The sequence below is a fragment of the Mesorhizobium sp. L48C026A00 genome (assembly GCF_000502375.1).
GTDB classification, from domain to species: domain Bacteria; phylum Pseudomonadota; class Alphaproteobacteria; order Rhizobiales; family Rhizobiaceae; genus Mesorhizobium; species Mesorhizobium muleiense.
This window is the reverse complement of sequence record NZ_AYWU01000011.1, coordinates 75,344-97,482: the sequence shown is the minus strand read 5'-3', so window position 1 is coordinate 97,482 and position 22,139 is coordinate 75,344. Positions and strand designations below refer to the sequence as shown.

General features: G+C 63.7%; 19 protein-coding genes, 1 tRNA gene and 3 pseudogenes. 17 read left to right on the top strand and 6 right to left on the bottom strand.

Annotated features, from left to right (window positions below):
- Positions 1 to 64 precede the first annotated feature (64 nt).
- Positions 65 to 1,177 carry an alpha/beta hydrolase gene (locus tag X738_RS61730; protein WP_051407853.1) on the bottom strand — a complete coding sequence of 371 codons (1,113 nt, stop codon included), beginning with the start codon at positions 1,175 to 1,177 and terminating at the stop codon, positions 65 to 67.
- Positions 1,178 to 1,378: 201 nt separating this feature from the next.
- On the opposite strand from X738_RS61730, the pseudogene X738_RS89710 reads away from it, so the two are divergent.
- A pseudogene (locus X738_RS89710) lies at positions 1,379 to 1,655 on the top strand (hypothetical protein); the annotation flags it as partial.
- A gap of 181 nt (positions 1,656 to 1,836) precedes the next feature.
- Here X738_RS89710 and X738_RS61725 read toward each other — a convergent pair.
- Both X738_RS61725 and X738_RS61720 read right to left on the bottom strand, forming a co-directional pair.
- Complete coding sequence (locus X738_RS61725; RefSeq protein WP_023800063.1) at positions 1,837 to 2,553, bottom strand: pentapeptide repeat-containing protein; 717 nt, start codon at positions 2,551 to 2,553, stop codon at positions 1,837 to 1,839.
- Between the two features lie 472 nt (positions 2,554 to 3,025).
- Positions 3,026 to 3,115, bottom strand: a tRNA-Ser gene (locus X738_RS61720).
- Positions 3,116 to 3,436: 321 nt separating this feature from the next.
- Between X738_RS61720 and X738_RS61715 the strand changes: the two genes are divergently transcribed.
- From X738_RS61715 to X738_RS61705, 3 genes are all read left to right on the top strand, one after another.
- Positions 3,437 to 4,120, top strand: coding sequence for a 50S ribosomal protein L21 (locus X738_RS61715; RefSeq protein WP_023800062.1), 684 nt, complete (start codon positions 3,437 to 3,439; stop codon positions 4,118 to 4,120).
- Between the two features lie 99 nt (positions 4,121 to 4,219).
- Positions 4,220 to 4,489: a 50S ribosomal protein L27 gene (rpmA, locus tag X738_RS61710; protein ID WP_023678077.1), complete on the top strand. Its 270-nt coding sequence runs from the start codon at positions 4,220 to 4,222 to the stop codon at positions 4,487 to 4,489.
- A 116-nt stretch (positions 4,490 to 4,605) separates the two neighbouring features.
- Positions 4,606 to 5,193: a GNAT family N-acetyltransferase gene (locus X738_RS61705; protein ID WP_023800061.1), complete on the top strand. Its 588-nt coding sequence runs from the start codon at positions 4,606 to 4,608 to the stop codon at positions 5,191 to 5,193.
- A gap of 185 nt (positions 5,194 to 5,378) precedes the next feature.
- Here X738_RS61705 and X738_RS61700 read toward each other — a convergent pair whose 3' ends face one another.
- Positions 5,379 to 6,248 carry an endonuclease/exonuclease/phosphatase family protein gene (locus X738_RS61700; protein WP_023800060.1) on the bottom strand — a complete coding sequence of 290 codons (870 nt, stop codon included), beginning with the start codon at positions 6,246 to 6,248 and terminating at the stop codon, positions 5,379 to 5,381.
- Between the two features lie 147 nt (positions 6,249 to 6,395).
- On the opposite strand from X738_RS61700, the gene obgE reads away from it, so the two are divergent.
- The 5 genes from obgE (at position 6,396) to X738_RS61675 (ending at position 12,225) form a co-directional block, all read left to right on the top strand.
- Complete coding sequence (gene obgE, locus X738_RS61695) at positions 6,396 to 7,424, top strand: GTPase ObgE (protein WP_023800059.1); 1,029 nt, start codon at positions 6,396 to 6,398, stop codon at positions 7,422 to 7,424.
- A gap of 2 nt (positions 7,425 to 7,426) precedes the next feature.
- The gene (gene proB, locus X738_RS61690) at positions 7,427 to 8,623 is read left to right on the top strand and encodes a glutamate 5-kinase (protein ID WP_023800058.1); all 1,197 of its coding nucleotides are present in this window, start codon (positions 7,427 to 7,429) and stop codon (positions 8,621 to 8,623) included.
- Positions 8,624 to 8,626: 3 nt separating this feature from the next.
- The gene (locus X738_RS61685; protein ID WP_023800057.1) at positions 8,627 to 9,913 is read left to right on the top strand and encodes a glutamate-5-semialdehyde dehydrogenase; all 1,287 of its coding nucleotides are present in this window, start codon (positions 8,627 to 8,629) and stop codon (positions 9,911 to 9,913) included.
- A gap of 265 nt (positions 9,914 to 10,178) precedes the next feature.
- The gene (locus X738_RS61680) at positions 10,179 to 10,766 is read left to right on the top strand and encodes a nicotinate-nucleotide adenylyltransferase (RefSeq protein ID WP_027152843.1); all 588 of its coding nucleotides are present in this window, start codon (positions 10,179 to 10,181) and stop codon (positions 10,764 to 10,766) included.
- 160 nt (positions 10,767 to 10,926) lie between these two features.
- Positions 10,927 to 12,225, top strand: a complete 1,299-nt coding sequence (locus tag X738_RS61675) for an MFS transporter (RefSeq protein ID WP_023800055.1) — start codon at positions 10,927 to 10,929, stop codon at positions 12,223 to 12,225.
- Positions 12,226 to 12,393: 168 nt separating this feature from the next.
- Here the strand turns inward: X738_RS61675 and X738_RS87125 are convergent.
- Together X738_RS87125 and X738_RS61665 are read right to left on the bottom strand one after the other, a co-directional pair.
- Positions 12,394 to 12,622 (bottom strand): annotated as a pseudogene (locus X738_RS87125) (sigma factor-like helix-turn-helix DNA-binding protein); the annotation flags it as partial.
- Between the two features lie 7 nt (positions 12,623 to 12,629).
- Positions 12,630 to 13,487 carry a mechanosensitive ion channel family protein gene (locus X738_RS61665; RefSeq protein ID WP_023800053.1) on the bottom strand — a complete coding sequence of 286 codons (858 nt, stop codon included), beginning with the start codon at positions 13,485 to 13,487 and terminating at the stop codon, positions 12,630 to 12,632.
- Between the two features lie 240 nt (positions 13,488 to 13,727).
- On the opposite strand from X738_RS61665, the gene rsfS reads away from it, so the two are divergent.
- From rsfS to X738_RS61630, 8 genes and pseudogenes are all read left to right on the top strand, one after another.
- Positions 13,728 to 14,105: a ribosome silencing factor gene (gene rsfS, locus X738_RS61660; protein ID WP_023800052.1), complete on the top strand. Its 378-nt coding sequence runs from the start codon at positions 13,728 to 13,730 to the stop codon at positions 14,103 to 14,105.
- A gap of 79 nt (positions 14,106 to 14,184) precedes the next feature.
- On the top strand, positions 14,185 to 14,667 hold the full coding sequence (rlmH, locus tag X738_RS61655) for a 23S rRNA (pseudouridine(1915)-N(3))-methyltransferase RlmH (RefSeq protein WP_023800051.1): 483 nt from the start codon (positions 14,185 to 14,187) through the stop codon (positions 14,665 to 14,667).
- A gap of 146 nt (positions 14,668 to 14,813) precedes the next feature.
- Positions 14,814 to 16,231 (top strand): annotated as a pseudogene (locus tag X738_RS82765) (murein hydrolase activator EnvC family protein).
- A gap of 1 nt (position 16,232) precedes the next feature.
- Entirely contained in the window at positions 16,233 to 17,558 is a 1,326-nt protein-coding gene (locus tag X738_RS61650; RefSeq protein ID WP_023800050.1) for a S41 family peptidase, read from the top strand.
- A 130-nt stretch (positions 17,559 to 17,688) separates the two neighbouring features.
- Positions 17,689 to 18,900, top strand: coding sequence for a divergent polysaccharide deacetylase family protein (locus X738_RS61645; protein WP_023800049.1), 1,212 nt, complete (start codon positions 17,689 to 17,691; stop codon positions 18,898 to 18,900).
- A 2-nt stretch (positions 18,901 to 18,902) separates the two neighbouring features.
- On the top strand, positions 18,903 to 19,424 hold the full coding sequence (locus X738_RS61640) for an RNA pyrophosphohydrolase (RefSeq protein ID WP_023800048.1): 522 nt from the start codon (positions 18,903 to 18,905) through the stop codon (positions 19,422 to 19,424).
- A 90-nt stretch (positions 19,425 to 19,514) separates the two neighbouring features.
- Positions 19,515 to 20,663 (top strand): alanine racemase, encoded by a 1,149-nt coding sequence (gene alr, locus X738_RS61635; protein WP_023800047.1) that lies wholly within the window; start codon positions 19,515 to 19,517, stop codon positions 20,661 to 20,663.
- 147 nt (positions 20,664 to 20,810) lie between these two features.
- Positions 20,811 to 22,067, top strand: a complete 1,257-nt coding sequence (locus X738_RS61630; RefSeq protein ID WP_023800046.1) for a D-amino acid dehydrogenase — start codon at positions 20,811 to 20,813, stop codon at positions 22,065 to 22,067.
- The last annotated feature ends 72 nt before the right edge of the window (positions 22,068 to 22,139 follow it).

Sequence of the window (22,139 nt, the reverse complement as noted above, 5' to 3'; positions counted from 1 at the left end):
CCTTGTGTCTCCCGATCTATGCTGATGGAGCCTGTTCCGTCCGGTACAGGCTCCAGCGCGCCGCTCACGCGGAGAGGTGCTGATTGAAGAAGCTGGTCAGCTTGTCGAACGGGATCAGGTCGACGCGATCGTAGAGGTCGACGTGCCCGGCGCCGGAAACCCAAACAAGCTCCTTCGGCTCGGCCGCTCGCTGGTAGGCTTCCTCGCTGAACTCGCGGGAGTGAGCCTGATCGCCGGCGATGAACAGCATCGGGCGCGGCGAGATCGTCTCGATGTCGTTGAACGGGTAGAAATTCATGAACTTGACGTTGCTGGTCAGCGTCGGATGCGTGGTGATCTGCGGGTTTGCGCTGGCGGGCGTGAATTCACCCCGCGGCGTACGGTAGAAGTCATAGAATTCCCGCTGGATCGGATGGGTGTCGGCGGTCAGCTCATGCACCGTGCCGCTGGTATATTCGACCTCGCCGCCTTCAAACTCTGCCCAGCGCCGCTCGGCAGCTGCAGCAATGGCCTGCTTGCGCTGCTCGACGCTCAGTGAATGGTTAAGCGCGTTGCGGTTGGCGGCCCCCATATCGTACATGCTGACGGTTGCGACGGCGCGCATCCGCGGGTCGATCTTGGCCGCGCTGATGACGAAGCTGCCGCTGCCGCAGACGCCGATCGCGCCGATGCGGTTTCTGTCGACGAATGGCCGTGTCCCCAGGAAATCGACCCCGGCGCTGAATGCTTCGGCGTAGACATCCGGTAAAACGATCTGGCGGGCCTCGCCCTCGCTTTCGCCCCAGAACGGCAGGTCGATGGACATGGCGACGAAGCCCTGTTCGGCCATCTTGGTGGCATAAAGATTTGCGCTCTGCTCCTTCACCGCACCCATCGGATGCCCGACGACGAGCGCCGGATGGCGCGCATTGCGGTCGAGCTTGTTGGGAATGAACAGATTGCCCACAACGTTCATCTCGTATTGGCTCTTGAAGGCGATCTTTTCCAGCGTCACCCGATCACTGGTGTAGAAGTTGTTGGCGCCGTTTGACATGTCTTGAGCCTTTGCGAAGGGGATGTTGAACAGCGACGCCGCACCGAGCGCGGCAACGCCGGCGCCGGTCAGCTTCAGGAGATCACGCCGGCCAAAGTCGACACTGGACTGCGCGGTGTTCTCGATTCCGCTCTGCTTGGTCATGCCTGTCTCCTTTGATCGTCCTGAACTGTCGCAGGCCTGCCGGGCCATGCTCATTTCCTCGGCATGTGCGGCAGTGTTGCGAATGTTCAAATAGAATAGCGACGACGCCGGCGATCGATTAGGCGGCAAAATCCGCATGTCGTTATGAGGGTGATTCATCAATCGAATAGCGCAGGCTCGTCCCGAAGGTGAACAGATTCGTCCGCCTCCGGCCGCATCTGCATGCACAGGAAGAAGATCGTCACCGTGCCCAGCCGATCAAAGGTTCGGCGTCAACGAGTTCGACGATGGCATTTGGCCCTTGAGCCTCATGCCCTATGATCTTGGATACTTCGACCTGGAACAGAGGACATTGGCAAAGCCCCATCCCGCATTCTTGGCGCAGCCGGGATGCTCGCACCTATGGTGTATAATGCCGGGGCGCGTGACGGGCTCCATTGCATCAGGAAGGCGGATCAGTTCGTCACTCATGCTATGATCCTTTCTTCTGACAGGAGGTGGACTAGCCACCTCTGCGAACGGTGCGGAAAGCACGAGTTCATGCATGTCGAGACGCTTATCCCAACCGCTCGGGAACGGCAGGGCATTCGGGTTAGGCGGCTTGCCGAAAGGTTCGAATCCTGTCGGGTGCAGCATTGCCGCAGTTCGCTTGCCGACAACTATTCCTGCTGGAATTGACAGGGCCAATCTTCAGGCCTCGTCAAGCCAGAAGGCAACTCGGTCCGGGCGTCTCCGCAAGCCATGTTGAGCTGCCACTGGGACAGACCCGCCGAATTGGTAAGGTCGACGCCCTCGATACGGGTCAGAAAGAAAAAGGCGCGGTCAAAGTCTATCGACGCGGTGAACGTCGCTCCTCGGAAGTCCGCCCGTGCGAGATTGGCAAACGAGAAGCGGCTGCCGCTGATATCGGCGTCATGGAACCGCGCACGCCCCAATTCTGCCTTTGTGAAATCAACGTTGGTCAGAATGGCGTCCTGGAAATTCGAGCGCTGCAATTCCGCGCTCGCGAACACAGCGCCCTGCGCGTCCATACGGCTGAAGTCGGTCCTGTAGGCCTCGATTCTGTCGAACCGGGCGCCTTTGGCGGTCGAGTCGGCCAGGGAAGCACGCACAAGCGTTGCCTTCTCAAGATTTGCCGCAAGGAGATTGCTGTTCCTGAGGTCGGTCGAAGTGAAATCAACACCGAACAGGTTCGCCCCGCTCAGGTCCTGTCCTTCTAGGATGAGAAGCTTCTTGTCACACTCGTGCCAATTGACGCCAGGCGTCGCGGCTGCGTGGCAATTGTGAGCAGCAGTGGCGTTCTGCCAAGCAAACACAGTGCAAATCGCTAGAACCAAGCCGGATGCGGCGTAAGCTCTGGTTCGCCTCAAAGTCATGGTTGCTGGACCTCTGCTACTCGCCGACACTCAACCTGACCACATCTGCTGACACTCGAGAGTGCTCCTCGTCTACACCACCGTCAACCCGGGAGCAGAGGACATGGCGACGGTCGCCGCAGATGCGCAGCGGACGTCAACAATGGGAAGCCTGCTCGGGTGCTGACCGCCACCGCCGGCGTCCGCCGCCGACAAGGGTGAATCCGCTTGGGTCCGCACCGATCGGTACTTCCCGACGGCGAGGTTGACCCGGCACGGGGTGCTAGTCGCGTATCCTGATTCCGCTGTCGCTACCCCACGACTTCGCTTAGCGAGGCCGAAGTTGATCTCTGCCATCTACCAGGTCGAAGCATGAACCCCGCATATTTGTGTCGTAAGCTGACGTGCCGCGAATACGGCGTTTTCGGCAGGCGGGCTTTATGGCGGGCGCGCAACCTATTCTTTGATTTTTATCAATGTAAACAATGTCGTATGGCGGAGAGGGAGGGATTCGAACCCCCGATGGGCTTGCACCCATGCCGCATTTCGAGTGCGGTGCATTCGACCACTCTGCCACCTCTCCGGGGTCATGGTCCGCCGTTGCCGGCGCGGCGCACTAGATAACGGCTGGACGGACAGGTTACAAGGGCCAATCTGCCTGATATCAGGCTTCTTTCCGGGCCGTATGGCTCGTCCCTCGATACCTCTGCCGCTTGTGCCAACGGCACCGGCTTGCTTTCGGCCGTTTGCCTTGACTCGCGCCGCACCTTCGGCTAGGGACAGCGCGCAATCGGCGTGGAGGGCTCTTCCGCGCCGCTTGCTTTTTGAACCCGCAGACTGACAAAAAGACGGCCGAACCGCTGAAGCGGTTCGTCAAGGCCGACCGAACAGCGAAAGGCAAAAAATGTTCGCAGTCATCAAAACGGGCGGCAAGCAGTATCGCGTCGCCGCCAACGATCTCCTGAAGATCGAAAAAGTCGAAGGCCAGGTCGGCGACATCGTCGAGATCGGCCACGTGCTCGCGCATGGCGAGGGCGAGAATGTCACGTTCGGCGCGCCGTTCGTCGACGGCGCTTTGGTCACCGCCGAAGTCGTCGAGCAGGGCAAGAACCGCACCGTCATCGCTTTCAAGAAGCGCCGCCGGCAGAATTCGCGCCGCAAGATCGGCCATCGCCAGCTGTTGACCACCGTGCGGATCGCCGAGATCCTGCTGGGCGGCGCCAAGCCGACGAAGAAGGCCGCGGCCAAGGCCGAGGCGAAGGCCGAGATTGCCGCAAAGGCCGAGATGAAGGCTGAAGCCGCGCCAAAGACCGAGGCAGAGGCTGCGCCGAAGAAGGAAGCCAAGGCAACTGAAACCGCCGCCGCGCCGCTGTTCAAAGCGCCGAAGGGCGAGCCGGACGATCTGACCGTGATCAAGGGCATCGGCCCGGTTGCGGCCGGCCAGTTGAACGAGCAGGGCATCACGACCTTCGCCCAGATCGCCAAGCTGTCGGACAAGGATATCGCCAAGATCGACGAGCATATGCCGTTCAGCGCCGACCAGATCACGGACTGGCGCGAGCAGGCCAAAGATTTGGCGAAGAAGTAAAGCGGGCCGGCGCGATCGTCGCCGGTTCGGACTTGAAACGGAACGCGAACGCGTTCATAAGACCCTTTAAGCGCCTAGCGGCGCATCGGAGTTAGTTAGATGGCACACAAGAAAGCTGGCGGTTCGTCGCGCAATGGTCGCGACTCCCATTCCAAGCGGCTCGGCGTGAAAAAATTCGGCGGCGAAGCCGTGATTCCGGGCAACATCATTATTCGTCAGCGCGGCACGACGTGGCATCCCGGCACCAATGTCGGCATTGGCACGGATCACACGCTGTTTGCGCTCGAAGCTGGCGCAGTCACCTTCAATAAAAAAGCCAATGGCCGAACCTACGTATCGGTGAACCCGATGACCAAGGCCGCGGAGTAGCCGGTTCCGCACGAGAACACCGGCACCCATCTCGGGAACCGGTGTCTGGCCAAGCCAGGAAATGGATCAGGGGAGATGGGTTTCCATCTCCCCTTTTTCTTGCCTGGAGGACTGACATGGTTGCCGAAGCGGATGACACAGACGGTGAAAGTTACGCGATAGATTGTCCGGTCCTGGTGACCGAGCGGCTGGTCCTGCGGGCGCCGCGCGAAAGTGACATCGAGCAACTGGTGGCGCTCGCCGACAATCGCCATGTCGCCGAAATGCTGGCCCGCATGCCGCACCCCTATGGCGAGGCCGAGGCACGCGCCTTCCTCGCGATGACGGCATCGCGCCGGGCCGGCATTGCCTATGCCTTGACCCTGGTCGGCACCGAAACCTTCGTCGGATGCGCCGGCCTCAACACCACCGATCGCGGGCTGGAGCTCGGCTACTGGATCGGCGAGCCATACTGGAAGCGCGGCTATGCGACGGAGGCCGCGCATGCGCTGGTCGACCTCGCCTTCCAGAGGACGTCGATCCAGGTGCTGCATGCCTCGACGCGGGTGATCAATCCGGCCTCGCGCCGGGTCATCCACAAATGCGGCTTCCAATATGCCGGCCAGGGCATGCTGAACTCGATCGTCGCCGGCCAGGTGCCGGTCGAGCGCTACCGTCTCGATCGCAAGACCTGGACGAGCCTGCGCAACTGGGTGCATTTCTAGAGACCGTTTGGAAACTCTACTCTGGCGGCCATCTGATGGCGTTTTCTGCGCTTCCGGTGCTCACGGACCCAAATGTCCGCTGCGCTCCGGTTCTCGAAACCACCACCATATGACTCACCAGAGCGAATTTCGAAACGGTCTCTGAGGCGTGGCTTGGCGCGAAGGATCGCGGACCAAACTCAAGGTCAGCCCAATTCGACCCAGACCGGCAAGTGGTCTGAACCGACAGCTTGCCGGTCGACCCACAGGCGCTTCAGCGATTTGGTCAGCGAGGCGCTGGTGAAGACATAGTCGATGCGCTTGTGGCGGCTGGCGTCGTCAGGCCGCTTGGGGTCGACCCAGGTGGCGAGATCGGCGCCTGCGGCGGCAAGGCGCAGGGCGGCATCGACGGCAAGATCCGCGGTCACCGGCATGCCGAATTCGTGGTCCAGGCGGCCGGCGAATTCGACATATTCCGGCGATCCGGCCAGCATGTTGAAGTCGCCCATGACGACGAAGCCTTCGGGACAAGGCAGGTCGGGCAGGCCGACCTCGGCGACGCCCGACAGCGCGCCGCCCTCGATCGCATAGTTCAACAAGCGCCGGCGCAGAAACCGGATCTGGCTGGCGCGTTCGACCGGGCTGCGATGATCGAGATGGGTGGAATAGAAGCGGATGAAACCAATCGGCGTCTCGATCAGCGCCTCCAGCGCGCCGCGCTGGAAATTCATCACTTCGAAACTGCGGCTGCGCGGCAAGAGCAGATTGCGCGACAGATGAATTGGGGTATTCGACAGCACCATGTTGCCGAGCTGGAAGGTGGTGGTGATGGCGCGGCCGTTTTCCAGGCGCGAGCCGACATTGGCCTCGAAATTACTGCCGTAGACGGCGAAATATTCGGGCAGGGCGTCGCCGAGCTCGGCCACCATGTCGCGGCCGCCATTGTTGGGGTTGTTGCGCGAGACCTCCTGCAGCGCGATCACGTCGGCGCCGCGCACGGCATCGGCGATGCGGCCGACATCGTAGCGGCCGTCAAGACCGACGCCGTAGTGGATGTTGTAGGTTACAAGCTTCATTGCGACTCCGGCGATGTTCAGACTCGGACCATGTTCAGACTCGGGCCATGTTGATAAACAGCCTCGCCCTTCGCCCCGCCTTGGTTTAGAGCAGTGCCAAACGTTAGAGCAATGCCGCAAGGCCGTTAGCAGAAACTCAGCAATACGATGAAATTTCTCGATCAAGCCAAGGTCTATGTCCGCTCTGGCGATGGTGGTGCCGGATCGGTGTCGTTCCGGCGCGAAAAGTTCATCGAATTCGGCGGTCCCGACGGCGGCGACGGCGGCCGCGGCGGCGACGTCTGGGTGGAGGCGGTCGATGGGCTGAACACGCTGATCGATTATCGCTACCAGCAGCATTTCAAGGCCAAGACCGGCACGCACGGCATGGGCCGCAACATGACCGGCGCCAAGGGCGCCGACGTGACGCTGAAAGTGCCGGCGGGAACGCAGGTCTTTGCCGAGGACAACGACACGCTGATCTGCGACCTGACCGTCGTCGGCCAACGTTTCCTGCTGGCCAAGGGCGGCAATGGCGGCTTCGGCAACCAGCATTTCAAGACCTCGACCAACCAGGCGCCGCGCCGCGCCAATCCGGGCCAGCCGGGCGAAGAGCTCAACATCTGGCTCCGGCTCAAGCTGATCGCCGATGCCGGCCTGGTCGGCCTGCCCAATGCCGGCAAGTCGACTTTCCTCGCCGCCGTCACCGCAGCGAAGCCGAAGATCGCCGACTATCCCTTCACCACGCTGCATCCGGGCCTCGGTGTGGCCCGTATCGACGGGCGCGAGTTCGTCATCGCCGACGTTCCCGGCCTGATCGAAGGCGCGCATGAAGGCGTCGGCATCGGCGACCGATTCCTCGGACATGTCGAACGCACGCGGGTCCTCCTGCACCTCGTCTCGGCGCAGGAAGAAAATCCGGGGAAGGCCTACAAGACCGTGCGCGCCGAACTCGACGCCTATGGCCATGGGCTGGTCGAGAAGGTCGAGATCGTCGCACTTTCCCAGGTCGACACGCTCGATGCCGACGCGCGCAAGAAGAAGGTCGCTTCGCTGAAACGCGCCGCCGGCGGCGCGCCGATGCTTTTGTCCGCCGTCACCGGCGAAGGCGTCGAGGCGGTTCTGCGCGCACTGATGACGGTCGTCGCCGAGGCGCGCGAAGCTGTCGCCGCTCCAGTCGAGACGCGCTGGAGATAGCGATGGCCGCGCAGTCGCTGAAAAAATACCGGCGCATCACCGTCAAGATCGGCTCGGCGCTGCTTGTCGACCGCACGGCGGGGCTGAAGCGCGACTGGCTGGCTTCGCTTGCCGACGACATTTCAGTGCTGGCCGAGAATGGCGCCGAGATCCTCGTCGTGTCGTCCGGCGCCATCGCGCTTGGCCGCACCATTTTGGGCCTCGGCAAGCGGGCGCTGAAGCTCGAGGAAAGCCAGGCGGCGGCGGCCGTCGGGCAGATTGCGCTGGCCGGCGCCTGGTCGGATGCGCTCGGCAAGGGCGGCCTGAAATCGGGCCAGATCCTGCTGACGCTCGGCGACACCGAAGAGCGCCGCCGTTATCTCAATGCGCGCGCGACGATCTCGACGCTGCTCAAGATGAAGGCGGTGCCGGTCATCAACGAGAACGATACGGTGGCGACCTCCGAAATCCGCTATGGCGACAATGATCGGCTGGCGGCGCGGGTGGCGACGATGATGGGCGCGGACCTTTTGGTGCTGCTCTCCGACATTGACGGGCTCTACACGGCGCCGCCGGCGCGCGACCAGCATGCCAGGTTCGTCGCTGTCGTCGACCGCATCACGCCTGACATCGAGGCGATGGCGGGTGCGGCCGCTTCGGAGTTTTCACGCGGCGGCATGCGCACCAAGCTCGACGCCGGCAAGATCGCCACCGCCGCCGGCACTGCCATGATCATCACATCAGGCACGCGGCTGTCGCCGCTGCTGGCGATCGAGCGTGGCGAGCGGGCGACGTTCTTCCGGCCGAGCGCCAATCCGGTCAAGGGCTACAAGACATGGATCGCCGGGCAGCTCGAACCGGCAGGCCGGCTGACAGTCGATGCCGGCGCCATCGGCGCGCTGCTGTCGGGCAAGTCGCTGCTGCCGGCCGGGGTCAAGCTGGTCAGCGGCAATTTCTCGCGCGGCGACACGGTGGCGATCCTGTCGCCCGAAGGCCGCGAGATCGCGCGCGGATTGGTTGCCTACGATGCCGCCGATGCCGTAAGGATCGCTGGCTTGAAAACAGCCGAGATCGAAACGGTGCTCGGCTATGAAGCGCGATCGGCGATGATCCACCGCGACGACCTTGTGGTGAGCCATTCTAATGACCAAGTACAGGCCGGCGACCAAGTACAGGCCGCTGACCAAGCGGTCGGTGACGAGGTGAATAGCGGAGGATGAGCCATGCTGAAGCTGCATGAAAAATCCCGGGACGATACGGTGGCGCTGATGGCCGATATCGGCCGCCGCGCCCGCGCTGCCGCCCGACCGCTGGCCGTCGCCACAGCCGAGCGCAAGCACGCCGCGTTGATCGGTATGGCGCAGGCGATCCTTCGCCACGAGCAGGATATTCTCGACGCCAACGCCATCGACATCAAAAATGGCGAGCAGTCGGGGCTTTCGGCTTCTTTCATGGACCGGCTGAAGCTTGATCCCGGCCGCATCCGTGCCATGGCCGACGGCATCAGTGAAATCGCCGGGCTGCGCGATCCGGTCGGCGATGTCATTGCCGCATGGGACCGGCCGAACGGCCTGCATATCGAGCGCGTGCGCACGCCGCTCGGCGTTGTCGGCGTCATCTACGAAAGCCGGCCGAACGTGACCGCCGATGCCGGCGCGCTGTGCCTCAAGGCCGGCAATCCGGTGATCCTGCGCGGCGGCTCGGATTCGCTCAACTCCTCGGCGGCGATCCATGCCTGCCTGGTCGAAGGGCTGAAAGCGGCCAAGCTGCCGCAGGATGCCATCCAGCTGGTGCCGACCGCCGACCGCGCCGCCGTCGGCGAGATGCTGAAAGGACTTTCCTGCAATATCGACGTCATCATTCCGCGCGGCGGCAAGAACCTGGTCGAACGCGTCCAGAACGAGGCGCGGGTGCCGGTCTTCGCTCATCTCGAAGGCATCTGCCATCTCTACATCGACCGCTCGGCCGATCTCGACATGGCGGCCAGGATCGCGGTCAACGCCAAGATGCGGCGCACCGGCGTCTGCGGCGCGGCCGAGACGCTGCTGGTCGACCGCGCTGTTGCCGCCACTCATCTGGTGCCGATCCTCGGGGCGTTGCGCGCGGCAGGGTGCGAAATCCACGCCGACGCCGAGGTGCTGAAAGTGTTTGCCGACGCCCAGCCTGCGACCGACGCCGACTGGGTGAGCGAATATCTCGATGCCATCATCGCAGTAAAACTGGTCGATGGCGTTGCCGGTGCGATTGAGCACATCGAGAATTTCTCCTCGCACCACACCGAGGCGATCGTCGCCGAGAATACGAACGCCGTCGAACGGTTCTTCAACGAGATCGATTCGGCGATCCTTCTGCACAATGCCTCGACGCAATTTGCCGATGGCGGCGAATTCGGCATGGGCGCCGAAATCGGCATCGCCACCGGCAAGATGCATGCGCGCGGCCCGGTCGGTGTCGAGCAACTGACCTCGTTCAAGTACCGCGTGCGCGGGACGGGACAGGTGAGGCCTTGAGCTTATTCGCGGTTAGAGCCTGAGAGGCGTGCGCCCAGCCACCCCCCTCTGTCCTGCCGGACATCTCCCCCTCAAGGGGGGAGATTGGCTGTCGCATGGACTTTCGCCAACCTCCGGCGTCGCAGTAAGGGCGCCAGGGATGAAGCCGCCAATCTCCCCCCTAGAGGGGGAGGTGCCAAGTTTTGGAAAAGAGGGCAGGGCAGAGGGGGGTGCCTGACACATGCTATCCCCGTCCGAACAACCCGTCCCCTCTCGCTACCTTCATATGCCGCATGCCGAAAAGGGCCTGGCCGTCGGACTGTTCGGCGGCTCGTTCAATCCTGCCCATGCCGGCCATGCGCTGGTCGCCGAGATCGCGCTCAGGCGCCTGGCGCTCGATCAGTTGTGGTGGATGGTGACGCCGGGCAATCCGCTCAAGAGCGCGCGGGAACTGGCGCCGCTGGCCGAGCGGCTACGCCTGTCCGAGCAGATTGCCCGGAACCCGAAGGTCAAGGTCACCGCCTTCGAGGCGAGCCATTATGTCCGCTTCACCGCCGACACGCTGGCCCTGGTCAAGGCGCGCAACCCGGGCGTCGACTTCGTCTGGATCATGGGCGCCGATTCGCTGCGCGATTTTCATCGCTGGCAGCGCTGGCGCCAGATCGTCATGACGTTTCCGATCGCGGTGATCGATCGCCCTGGCGCGACGCTGTCGTTCCTGTCGTCGGTTGTCGCCAAGACCTTCGACTACGCGCGTGTCGACGAGGGCGACGCGCCGCGGCTCGCCCGCATGAAGGCGCCGGCCTGGACTTTCATTCACGGCCCGCGCTCGTCGCTGTCGTCGACCGCGATCCGCAAGATGGCGCAGGGATAGGAGTCTCTTTCTCCTTCTCCCCTTGTGGGAGAAGGTGGCCGAGCGAAGCTCGGTCGGATGAGGGGTGCTGGAAGGATCGCTACCTTGAAGACCTAAGCACTTACGGCGATGTCGCATTTGCGGCTGCCTTTCCTCGGTTCGTGAGCGATCCTGCGCGGGCATGGCGATTCTCGAGCGAAACCAGACCAGACGCGACCCGGCACAGGGCAGCCCGCCGGCCCCGGCGATCGCCATCGCCAGCGTCGTCCTGTCGATGGCGCTGGTAGCGGTCGGCAACGGACTGATGTTCGCCTATATCCCGGTCCGGCTCGGTGCCGAAGGCTTCGATCCGACCTGGGCCGGGCTGATCGTCACCGGCCTCTCGGCCGGCGGCCTGGCAGGCTGCATCCTGACCGGTCCGCTGGTACGACGCGTCGGCCATGCGCGCGCATTCATGGTGCTGTCGGCGTTGATCGTGCTGTCGAACGCCGCCGTCGGGGCCGGACCGCACCCGCTGTCGTGGATCGCGGCACGCGCGCTCTACGGCTTTGCCATATGCGGCCTGTTCATCGTTGCGCAGAGCTGGCTGAACGACGTCATCGCCAACGCCATACGCGGCAGGGTCATGGCCTTCTTCTACGTCGCCTATGTCGCCGGGCTCGGTGTCGGCTACTCCACACTGGCGCTGATCGACATAAGCGCTGCGGACGCGCCGCTGGTCGGCATCGCCTTCACCGCGCTGTCGATCCTCCCCGTCGGGTTGACGCGGCTTGCCCAGCCGCCGCCGCCGCAGGCGGCGTCGGTGGCGCTTGGCCGGGCCTGGCGGATTTCGCCGGTCGGCGTCGCCGGCATGCTTGCCGTCGGCGGCCTGTCGATGACGATTTCAGGCTTTGCGCCGATCCATGCCACGGCCAAGGGCTACAGCCAGGCCGATGTGGCACTGCTTTTGTCGGCGATGCCGATCGGCACATTGATCCTGCAGATCCCGCTTGGCTGGATTTCCGACCGCACCGACCGCCGCTTTGTGCTGGTCGCCGCTTCGGCGCTTGCCATGGTGGCGGGCCTGTTCGCGCTGGGCTTCGATGGTGGTGCGCTGGCGGCGCTGGTCGTCATCTATGTGGTCTGGGCCGGCGCGTCGGAATCGATCTATTCGCTGGCCAGCGCCCATGCCGCCGACCGCGCCGGCAAGGACGACATGGTGGCGCTGTCCAGTTCACTGCTGTTCGCGTGGTCGCTGTCCGGCTTCATCGTGCCCGGCATCGTGACCGGGCTTTCCGCTGTCTATGGAACGCAGGCCTTCATCCATGTGGCCGTCGTCATTGCCACCGTTTTTTGCCTGTTCGTGCTGTGGCGCGTCGTGGCGATGTCGCCTGTTCCCGCCGCCGAGACCGGCAATTTCGCGCCGATGACGGCGCAGGCACCGCTGCCGGTGGAGCTGGCCTTCGCCCCTGAGGAACAGCGCGTTCGCTCCGACGATTGAAGTCCGTACTCAATCGGCTACAGGTTGAGGCTCTAAAGCGCGTTCGCGCCTTGGCTTCTTTTTTATGCATGTCGTTATCGCAAAACCGCCGCGCGCTTGCGCGACATGCATTAGTGCAGATGCCTGAGCTTGTCAGGGTTCCGCACGACATGGATCGCCGCAATCTTGCATCGCACCAAGCGCCTTCATATTGCCGCTGCGCGAGCCGGCATAAAAAGCTTCGGCAAGCTCAAGGCCATGTTGTTTTTCCACCCGAAAGCGAGGGCGCGCCTCGCGCACGTGGCTGCGCGCACGGGCAGCGAGCTGGCGACAAGCCGCGGGGTCGCGCTGGATAGCGGCTGCGACCTCCCCAAACTCCAGCCCGAACACATTCGTGCAGCAGAAAAGCCGCGCGCTCGTTCCGGCTATTGCCTTGTGGCCGAGGCTTCCTGCCGCGGTGCTTCCGGTGGTGGCGCGGGTATAGAAATGCCTTCGCTGTCGAAGACCTGCTTGGCGCGTTTGGTGAGATCGATCTGGGTCGCGAAGAAATCGGCAGCCGAGGTCCAGTAGCGCAAGGTTATGGCGACGTTGCTGTCGCCGACGGTCGCCACAAAGGCAATCGGCGCCGGCTCCCGCCTGACGCGTCGTTCGATGGCGGCGACGCCCAGCATGGTCTTTTGAGCGAGATCGATATCGTTCCACGAGCCGATGGTCAGGGTGATATCGGCGCGGCGGACGCCGTTGCGTGTAAAATTGCGGACGGGCTGGTTCCACAGCGTCGAATTGGGAGCGAGCACGTAAACGCCTTCGACCGTTCGCAGCGTGGTGGCGAACAGCCCGATTTCCTCGATGGTCCCGGAAATGGCCCCGACCTCGACATATTCGCCGATGCGGAATGGCCGCAGCGCCAGCAGCATGATGCCGGCGGCAATGTTTTGCAGCGTGCCCTGCAGCGCCAGGCCGATGGCTAGGCCGATGGCGCCAATGGCGGCAATGATCGAGGTCGTCTGGACGCCGAACTGGCCGAGTACCATGACGACGACGAGGATCAGTATGGCGTAGCGGACGATCCGCGAGAAGAAGTGGCGCAGCGTCGTGTCGAAGCCATGGATATGGCCGAGGCCGGCGTAGATCGAGCGCTGGGCAAGGCCGGCGACGATATAGCCGAGAACCAGCAGGATGACGGCGCCAATGGCCGAGAACGAGTACGAGACGATCAGAGCGCTGAGCTGCGCAAGGCCGGACTGCACGGTGAGGAGAGCGTTCTGAGGGTCGACAGGCATGAGGGGGATCCGATTGGTCAATGCGCCGATAACCCTCGCCGGGCGGCAAGAGTTCCGTTTTTTCTTCAACAGCGGAACCGGAAGAACGGTTCTTCGTTGGCTACGGTAGGGCTGCCGTCTTGAAACTGCAACGCAACTCTGCCTATCTAAGGGGTGTCACCTGCTTTGAAGGGTGATTTGGTTGTTCTTGCTGCGAAAGGAAATACACTGAGAACAGCACTTTGGAAGAAGGCCGACATCGTGCCTTCGCCGGCCGGGATCAGCGTAAACGACGCCGTGTCTCGCGCCATCAAGACAGTCCTTGCCAGTCTGGAAGACTCCAAGGCCGAAAACATCGTCTCAATCGACATTCAGGGAAAATCGAGCCTCGGTGACTATATGGTCATCGCGTCCGGCCGATCGCACCGTCATGTCTCGGCTGTCGCCGATCATCTCCTCAAGGCGCTCAAGGATGCCGGGCTCGGCACGGCGCGCGTCGAGGGATTGGCCGGCGCCGACTGGGTCCTGATCGATTCGGGCGACATCATCGTCCATGTCTTCCGCCCCGAAGTCCGCGACTTCTACAATCTTGAAAAGATGTGGCAGGCGCCGGACCTCGAGGAAGAGACCCTCCACTGAGCCGTATTGGTTGATGCATGTCGTTCCCAAACCGGTGACCACTTTTGGTGACATGCATTAGCGGCTCTTCGAGGCAGGGATGAAAATCACCGTTCATGCCGTGGGCCGGATGAAAGCCGGCCCCGAGAAGCTGCTCGCCGAGCGGTATTTCGAGCGCTTCGCCAGGAGCGGGCAGGCCGTGGGCCTCGAATTCTCAGGGGTCGTCGAGATCCCGGAGGGCCGCGCCCAGACCGCCAACGAGCGTCGCCGCGAAGAGGGCCAGAAACTGCAGGCGCAGTTGCAGCCTGGTGCCGCGCTGATGCTGCTCGACGAACGCGGCAAGAGTTTTTCTTCCGAGGATTTCGCCGGGCGCATCGGGCTGCTGCGTGATAGCGGCCGCAAGGCGCTGGTCATCGCCATCGGCGGCGCCGACGGTCACGACCAGTCGCTGCGCGACCAGGCCGACCTGATGGTGTCGTTCGGCGCGCCGACATGGCCGCACCAACTGGTCCGTGTCATGTTGGGCGAGCAGCTTTACCGGGCGGCCACAATCCTGTCCGGCCATCCCTATCATCGCTCGTGAGCCGTTGCAGATTCGACCGAAACCGGTGGATTGGCGTGAGCCGCCCGGATTTTCGCCTCAATGCGTCACGACGCTGTTTTCGGTCGGCGGGCTCTCGAACATGGTTGATTGTTCGTTAACGAAGCCACGCATAGAGTCGGGCTTCAATGGCTGAAGGTTGGAAATCGCGAACGGGCTTTTGGCGCGCAGGCTGCGGCTTGGCAGCGGCGGTGCTTATGCTGTCGCTCGGTGCCGCGCGGGCGCAGAGCAGGCTCGACATGGCGCCCGACCCGGACCAGAGCCGCGCCGAATACGAACGGATATCGCAGGAGATCACACTGTCGTCGGAGCGGCTGGCCAAGCTCGCCGCCGACATGGCGACGGTCAAGAAGGACCATGCCTCGATCACCGCGGCGCTGATCCAGTCGGCGATGACCGAGCAGAAACTCGGCCAGGACATCGAGGACATCGGTGCCAAGCTGGAAGGGCTGAAGGGCGACGAGCAGAAAATCCGTGCCTCACTGGCCGCCAGACGCGACGTTCTGGCCGAGGTGCTGGCCGCGCTGCAGCGCATGGGGCTCAATCCGCCGCCGGCCATCCTGGTCAAGCCGGAGGACGCGCTGTCGTCGGTGCGCAGCGCCATTCTGCTCGGCGCCGTAGTGCCGGAACTGCGCCAGCAGACCGAGATATTGCTGGCGGAACTCCAGGAGCAGTCACGGGTGACGGCCTCGATCGAGGCGGAGCGGGCGCGGCTGACGGCGGCAGTCGCCGAGCAGACGGCGGAAAAGAAGCGGCTCGGCATGCTGCTCGAAGCCAAGCAGAAGCTCGAGGCCGAGACGCAAACGGCCCTGGCGGCGGAAAAGCAGCGATCCGCAGCACTGGCGGCCAAGGCCGGCAGCCTGAAGGAACTGATCGCCTCGCTCGAGGCCGACAAGGCCCGCAAGGCTGCGGACGCGGCGAAGGCAGCCGAGCAGAAGGCCGCCGAACAGAAAGCCGCGGAGCAGAAGGCAGCGGGTGCCGACAAGGCCCCGGCACTGGGGGCTCCGGCGCAGACGGCTCCGGCACAGAAGGCCCCGGAACAGACGGAACTGGCGGCCCTGCCGGTGCCGGAAGCCAACCGGCTCACCGCCGCTGCGCCGTTTTCGGCGCTTCAGGGGCAGATCGCGTTGCCGGTCACCGGCAAGATCAAGCGGCGGTTCGGGGCCAGCGACGGTAACGGCGCAGTGATGCTCGGTGACATGGTTGCGACACAATCGGGAGCCATCGTCACAGCGCCGGCGGACGGAAATGTACTTTATGCGGGACCTTTTCGCTCTTATGGTCAACTCTTGATCCTGAACGCAGGTGACGGCTATCATGTCGTTCTCGCGGGGATGAGCAGAATCAGCGTCGCGTCTGGCCAGTCGGTGCTCGCAGGAGAGCCGATCGGCGCGNGATCGGCGCGATGGGAGAGGCCCGGGTGGCGAGCACCTCGGCATCGAAGAATGGAAATGCCACGCCGGAACTCTATGTTGAGTTCCGCAAGGATGGAAAACCCGTCGATCCGACCCCATGGTGGGCGGACCGTTTGTCTGGAAGGACGTGAGATGATGCGGAAACTGTCGCTTCTGTTTGCCGGTGCGCTGATGGGCGCATCCGCGATGAGCCTGGTCTATGGCGCGCCCGGCTCGACGGCGAACGCTGCGGGCTCCGAGACCTATAAGCAACTGGCGATCTTCGGTGATATTTTCGAGCGGGTGCGGGCGCAATATGTGACGCCGCCCGACGACAAGTCGCTGGTCGAAAACGCCATCAACGGCATGCTTACCTCGCTCGACCCGCACTCCTCCTATATGAACGCCGAAGAGGCGCAGGACATGCGCGTGCAGACCAAGGGCGAGTTCGGCGGCCTCGGCATCGAGGTCACCATGGAGAACGACCTGGTCAAGGTGATCACGCCGATCGACGATACGCCGGCTGCCAAGGCGGGCGTGCTTGCCGGCGACTATATTGCCAAGATCGACGGCGAGGAGGTTCGCGGCCTGAGCCTCAACGATGCGGTCGAGAAGATGCGCGGGCTGGTCAACACGCCGATCAAGCTCACCATCCTGCGTCAGGGCGCCGACAAGCCGATTGAACTGACGGTGGTGCGCGACATCATCAAGGTCAAGGCGGTCAAGTTCCGGGTCGAGAACGACATCGGCTACATCAAGATCACCTCCTTCACCGAAAAGACCCATGATGATCTCGAGAGCGCCATCGAAACCATCGAGAAGCAGGTGCCGAAGGAAAAGCTCAAGGGCTACGTGCTCGATCTGCGCCTCAATCCGGGCGGGCTGCTCGATCAGGCGGTGAGCGTGTCCGACGCCTTCCTCAACCGTGGCGAGATCGTCTCGACGCGCGGCCGCGATCCGAAGGACGTCACCCGCTTTGACGCGCGGCCGGGCGATGATATCGACGGCAAGCCGCTGGTCGTGCTCGTCAATGGCGGCTCGGCCAGTGCGTCCGAAATCGTCGCCGGCGCGCTGCAGGATTTGCGCCGCGCCACGGTCGTCGGCACGCAGTCGTTCGGCAAGGGTTCGGTGCAGACCATCGTCCCGCTCGGCGAGAACGGCGCGCTGCGCCTGACAACGGCGCTCTATTACACGCCGTCCGGCAAGTCGATCCAGGGCAAGGGCATCACGCCCGACATCAAGGTCGACCAGCCGTTGCCGCCGGACCTGCAGGGCAGGGACCTGACGCGCGGCGAGTCGGACCTGAAGGGCCACATCAAGGGCAGCGAGGAGGGCGATGCCGGTTCAGGCTCGGCAGCCTACGTGCCGCCGGAGCCGAAGGACGATCTGCAGCTCATCTTCGCCCAGCAGTTGCTGCGCGGCGAGAAGACCGATCCGGCGTTCCCGCCGAATCCGGACAAGGCTGTGCTGAACCAGTAGGTGCCGTGCTGAACCAGTAAAAGTCGATCAGCCGGACAACAGGTCTGGCTGCCTGATCGAAGCGATGTAATGCTGCCGGGGCTGCAAGGCCTCGGCAGTTTGATTCGGGGACCGCGGCTGGGGATGCGGCTTGGCTGACATCGGTAGTGACATCGAACGCCCACTCGGGCAGGCCGTCCGGCCGCCGCGCGCGGCCCGCAGGATCAGCGCTGGCGTGGTCGCGGCCACTGTCGTGGCGCTGGCCGTGATCGGCGTCTCCGGGGCGATTGCGCTGCGTGAAAGGCCGTTTCGAAAGCCGGAAGAAGTCGCCGTTTCGACGCCGAAGGCGACAGCCGTGGTCGAACCCGCAGCGCCGGTCACTGAACCGGCGCCGAAGGCCGAAGCAGCGTCCAAGGCGAGCATACCCAAGACGGGCGGGTCCAAGGCAAGCGGATCCAAGACGGGCGGGCCGCAGATCATCCACATGCAGACCGAAGCGGGCGACGGTCCGCCCGGGGCCATCGTCATCCACGACCCTTCGACGACCGGCCAGAACCTGAGGATCGCGCATATTCCCGACAGGGCACTGGTCGAGTCTGGCGAAACCGGTCCATTGCCGGTTCGTGCTGCCGACGGCAGGCGGCCGTTCGATGTCTATGCGCGACCATGGTCCGGCGCGCGCGGTGCGCGCGTGGCGATCGTCATCGGCGGGCTTGCCGTGTCACAGACCGGCACGCAGGCTGCCATCGCCAAGCTGCCGGCCGAAGTGACGCTGGGCTTCGCGCCGCAGGGCAACAGCATCGGCCGCTGGATGCAGGCGGCGCGGCAGAGCGGCCATGAGATCGTCATGCAGGTGCCGCTCGAACCGTTCGATTATCCGAATGTCAATCCCGGCCGCAACACGCTGACGGTCGTGGCGACACCCGACGAGAATTTGGAGAATTTGCGCTGGGCGCTGTCGCGGACGACCAATTACACCGGCGTCATGAACTATATGGGCGCTCGTTTTTCGGCCGATGCGGCGGCGATGGGGCCACTGATGGCCGAGCTTGGCAGGCGCGGCCTGGCCTATGTCGACGACGGTTCGTCGGCACGCAGCCTGGCGCCCGAACTGGCGTTGAAGAACGGTGTGCCGTTCGCCGCCGGCGACACGTCGATCGACGCCGTGCGTGACCGCGGCGCCATATTGAAGAAGCTGGACGAACTGGAAGCAACCGCGCGGGCGAAAGGCTTTGCCGTCGGCATCGGCTCGGCCTTCGACCTGACGGTCGACACCGTGTCGTCCTGGGTGATCGAGGCCAAGAAGCGCGGCATCGAGATCGTGCCGATTTCGGCAGTGGCGGTGGATCCGGAAAAAGGTTGAGCATGGCGAAGAAAAAACCGGTCGACCCCGAGACGCTGCCCTATCGTCGCTGCGTCGGAGCGATGGTCCTCAACGGAGACCGGCTGGTCTGGGTCGGGCATCGCATTGCCGAGCCGGACAGCGAATTCGCCGGCACGACGCAGCTCTGGCAGATGCCGCAGGGCGGCATCGACAAGGGCGAAGAGCCGCTGCAGGCGGCACAGCGGGAACTCTACGAAGAAACCGGCATGCGCAGCGTCTCGTTGCTGGATGAGGCGCCGAACTGGATATTTTACGACCTGCCGGCCCATCTGGTCGGCGTCGCCTTCAAGGGAAAGTATCGTGGCCAGACGCAAAAATGGTTCGCCTTCCGCTTTCACGGCGATTTGAGCGAGATTGAAATCAATCCCCCGCCGGGCGGCCACACCGCCGAGTTCGACAGATGGGCCTGGCGGCCAATGGAGGAATTGCCCGACCTGATCGTTCCGTTCAAGCGTCAGGTCTATGAGGACGTGGTTGCGGCATTCCGGCATCTGGTTGCATAGGCCTGGCGCAAGCCGCGCTCGCGCCGACCACGGTTGCCGCGTCGGCGCGGTGGCCTTATTGATGGCCGATCCGCTGCAGACGGGATTGGCATGAACGGCACTTCCAAAAAATCTCTTTCTGAAAGGGCCGTCAAAGCCGCGCCGATCAGCGAAGCGGCGGCCGGCGCCATATTGACCGTCGATCTCAGCGCCATCCGCGAAAATTACCGGCGGCTCAAGGCGCGGTTGGGCGGTGTCGGCTGCGCCGGTGTCGTCAAGGCCGACGGCTACGGGCTCGGCGGGCCGCAGGTGGCCGCGGCGCTGGCGGCCCAAGGCTGCGCCGTTTTTTTTGTCGCGCATCTGGCCGAGGGTGCCTTGCTGCGCCAGGCGCTCGGCGCACGGGCGGCGATCTATGTGCTGAACGGCATTCAGCCGGGCGCCGAAAGCGAAGCCGTCGCAGCGGCGCTGGGCGTGGTCATCAACAGCGCCGGCCAGCTCGCCGCCTGGCGCGCGGCGGCGCAGCGGGCCGGCCACAAGCTCAAGGCTGCAATCCAGGTCGACAGCGGCATGTCGCGGCTCGGCATGGCGGCAGCCGAGGTGGAGGCCGTCGCTGCCGACCCGCAGGCTTTCGATGGTATCGACGTCACCATCGTGATGAGCCATCTCGCTCGCGCCGACGAGCCCGAACATCCGGCCAACGAGCAGCAGCGGCTGGAATTCGAGCGGTTGCGCAAGGTGCTGCCAAAGGCGCCGGCCTCGCTCGCCAATTCCTCCGGCATCTTTCTTGGGCAGTCCTTTCACTACGACCTCGCCCGGTCCGGTGCGGCGCTCTACGGCATCAATCCGACGCCAGCGGTGGAAAATCCGATGCTGCCAGTGGTGCGGCTTCAAGCAAAAATCATCCAGACGCGCAGCCTCGAGAGGGGAGCCGGCGTCGGCTATGGCCATATTTTTCACGTCACCGATTCGCTGATCGCCGCAACGATCTCGCTTGGCTATGCCGATGGCTGGCATCGACGTGCGACCTCGGCCGCCTGGTTCGAAAATGTGCGCTTGCCGTTCCTGGGCCGTGTGTCGATGGATTCGATCGTCCTCGACATTTCGGCCCTGCCGCCCGGCAGGCTGAAGGCGGGCGACCTCGTCGAACTGATTGGCCCGTCGCAGACGGTCGACCAGGCGGCCGGCCATGCTGGCACCATCGGCTATGAAATCCTGACCAGCCTCGGACACCGCTTTCACCGGCGCTATGTGAATGGATAGCGCGCGGGCTTTTTTAGGCATGTCGTCGTCCCAAAACCTTCTGCGTAGGGGCGACATGCTTGGGCACTTGGCGGACGCGGTAAAATCCGGCAGACAGAAAGCCACGATGCCGCCCGCTGACAAGACATCGTTCTGGAGAGCTATGCGATGAAGATCTTCGTGCTCGGCGGCGGCGTCATCGGGGTCACCACTGCTTATTACCTGGCCGAGGCCGGTCATGAAGTGACGGTGATCGACCGCCAGAAGGGCCCGGCGCTGGAAACCAGCTTTGCCAATGCCGGCGAGATCTCGCCAGGCTACGCCTCGCCCTGGGCCGGTCCCGGCGTCCCGCTGAAGGCGATCAAATGGCTGCTGATGAAGCATGGTCCTCTGGTGGTGCGGCCGACTCTCGATCCACATATGTGGATTTGGCTGGTCAGGATGCTGCGCAACTGCACCGCCGAGCGCTATGCGGTCAACAAGGCGCGCATGGTGCCTTTGGCCGAATACAGCCGCGACACGCTGAAAGCGCTGCGCGAGGCGACCGGCATCGCCTATGACGAGCGGAGCAAGGGAACGCTGCAGCTTTTTCGCACGCAACAGCAGCTCGATGGCACAGCCGGCGATGTCGAGGTGCTGAAGACATATGGCGTTCCCTACGAGATCCTCGGTCCCGACGGCTGCATCGCGGCCGAGCCGGGCTTGGCAGGGATCCGTGAAAAGTTCGTCGGCGGCCTGCGGCTGCCGGGCGACGAGACCGGTGACTGCAAGATGTTCACTGACCGTGTGGCAGAGCTCTGCGCAGCGCGCGGCGTCACCTTTGAATACGACACGTCGATCAGGCGCATCGTGCGCAAGCGCAACCAGATCGCCAACATCAATACGAGCAAGGGATGGAAGGCCGCCGACGCCTATGTGATGGCGATGGGCAGCTATTCGGCAAAGTTCATGCGCTATCTGAAACGACCTATCCCGGTCTATCCGGTCAAGGGTTATTCGATCACCGTGCCGATCAAGGATGCTGCCGCAGCACCGGTCTCGACGGTGATGGACGAGACTTACAAGGTGGCGATCACCAGGCTCGGCGATCGCATCCGCGTCGGTGGCACCGCGGAGATTTCCGGCTTCGACCTGACGCTGCATGAATCGCGGCGGCGCACGCTCGAACATTCGCTCGGCGACCTTTTTCCAGGCAGCGGCGACATGCGGTCGGCGACCTTCTGGTGCGGGTTGCGGCCGATGACGCCGGACGGGCCGCCGCTGATCGGCCGCACCGAGTTTTCCAACCTCTATCTCAACACCGGCCACGGCACGCTCGGCTGGACCATGGCCTGCGGCTCGGCCAAGGTCCTGGCCGACATCATTTCCAGCCGGGTGCCGGACATCGATGTCCGCGATCTCGGACCGGAGCGATACCAGCGGTAGGATCGGAAGGATTCTTCACGCATTTGAGCGGAGGAACTTGCCGCGTGACTCGGCATCAGTCTCCAGCACACC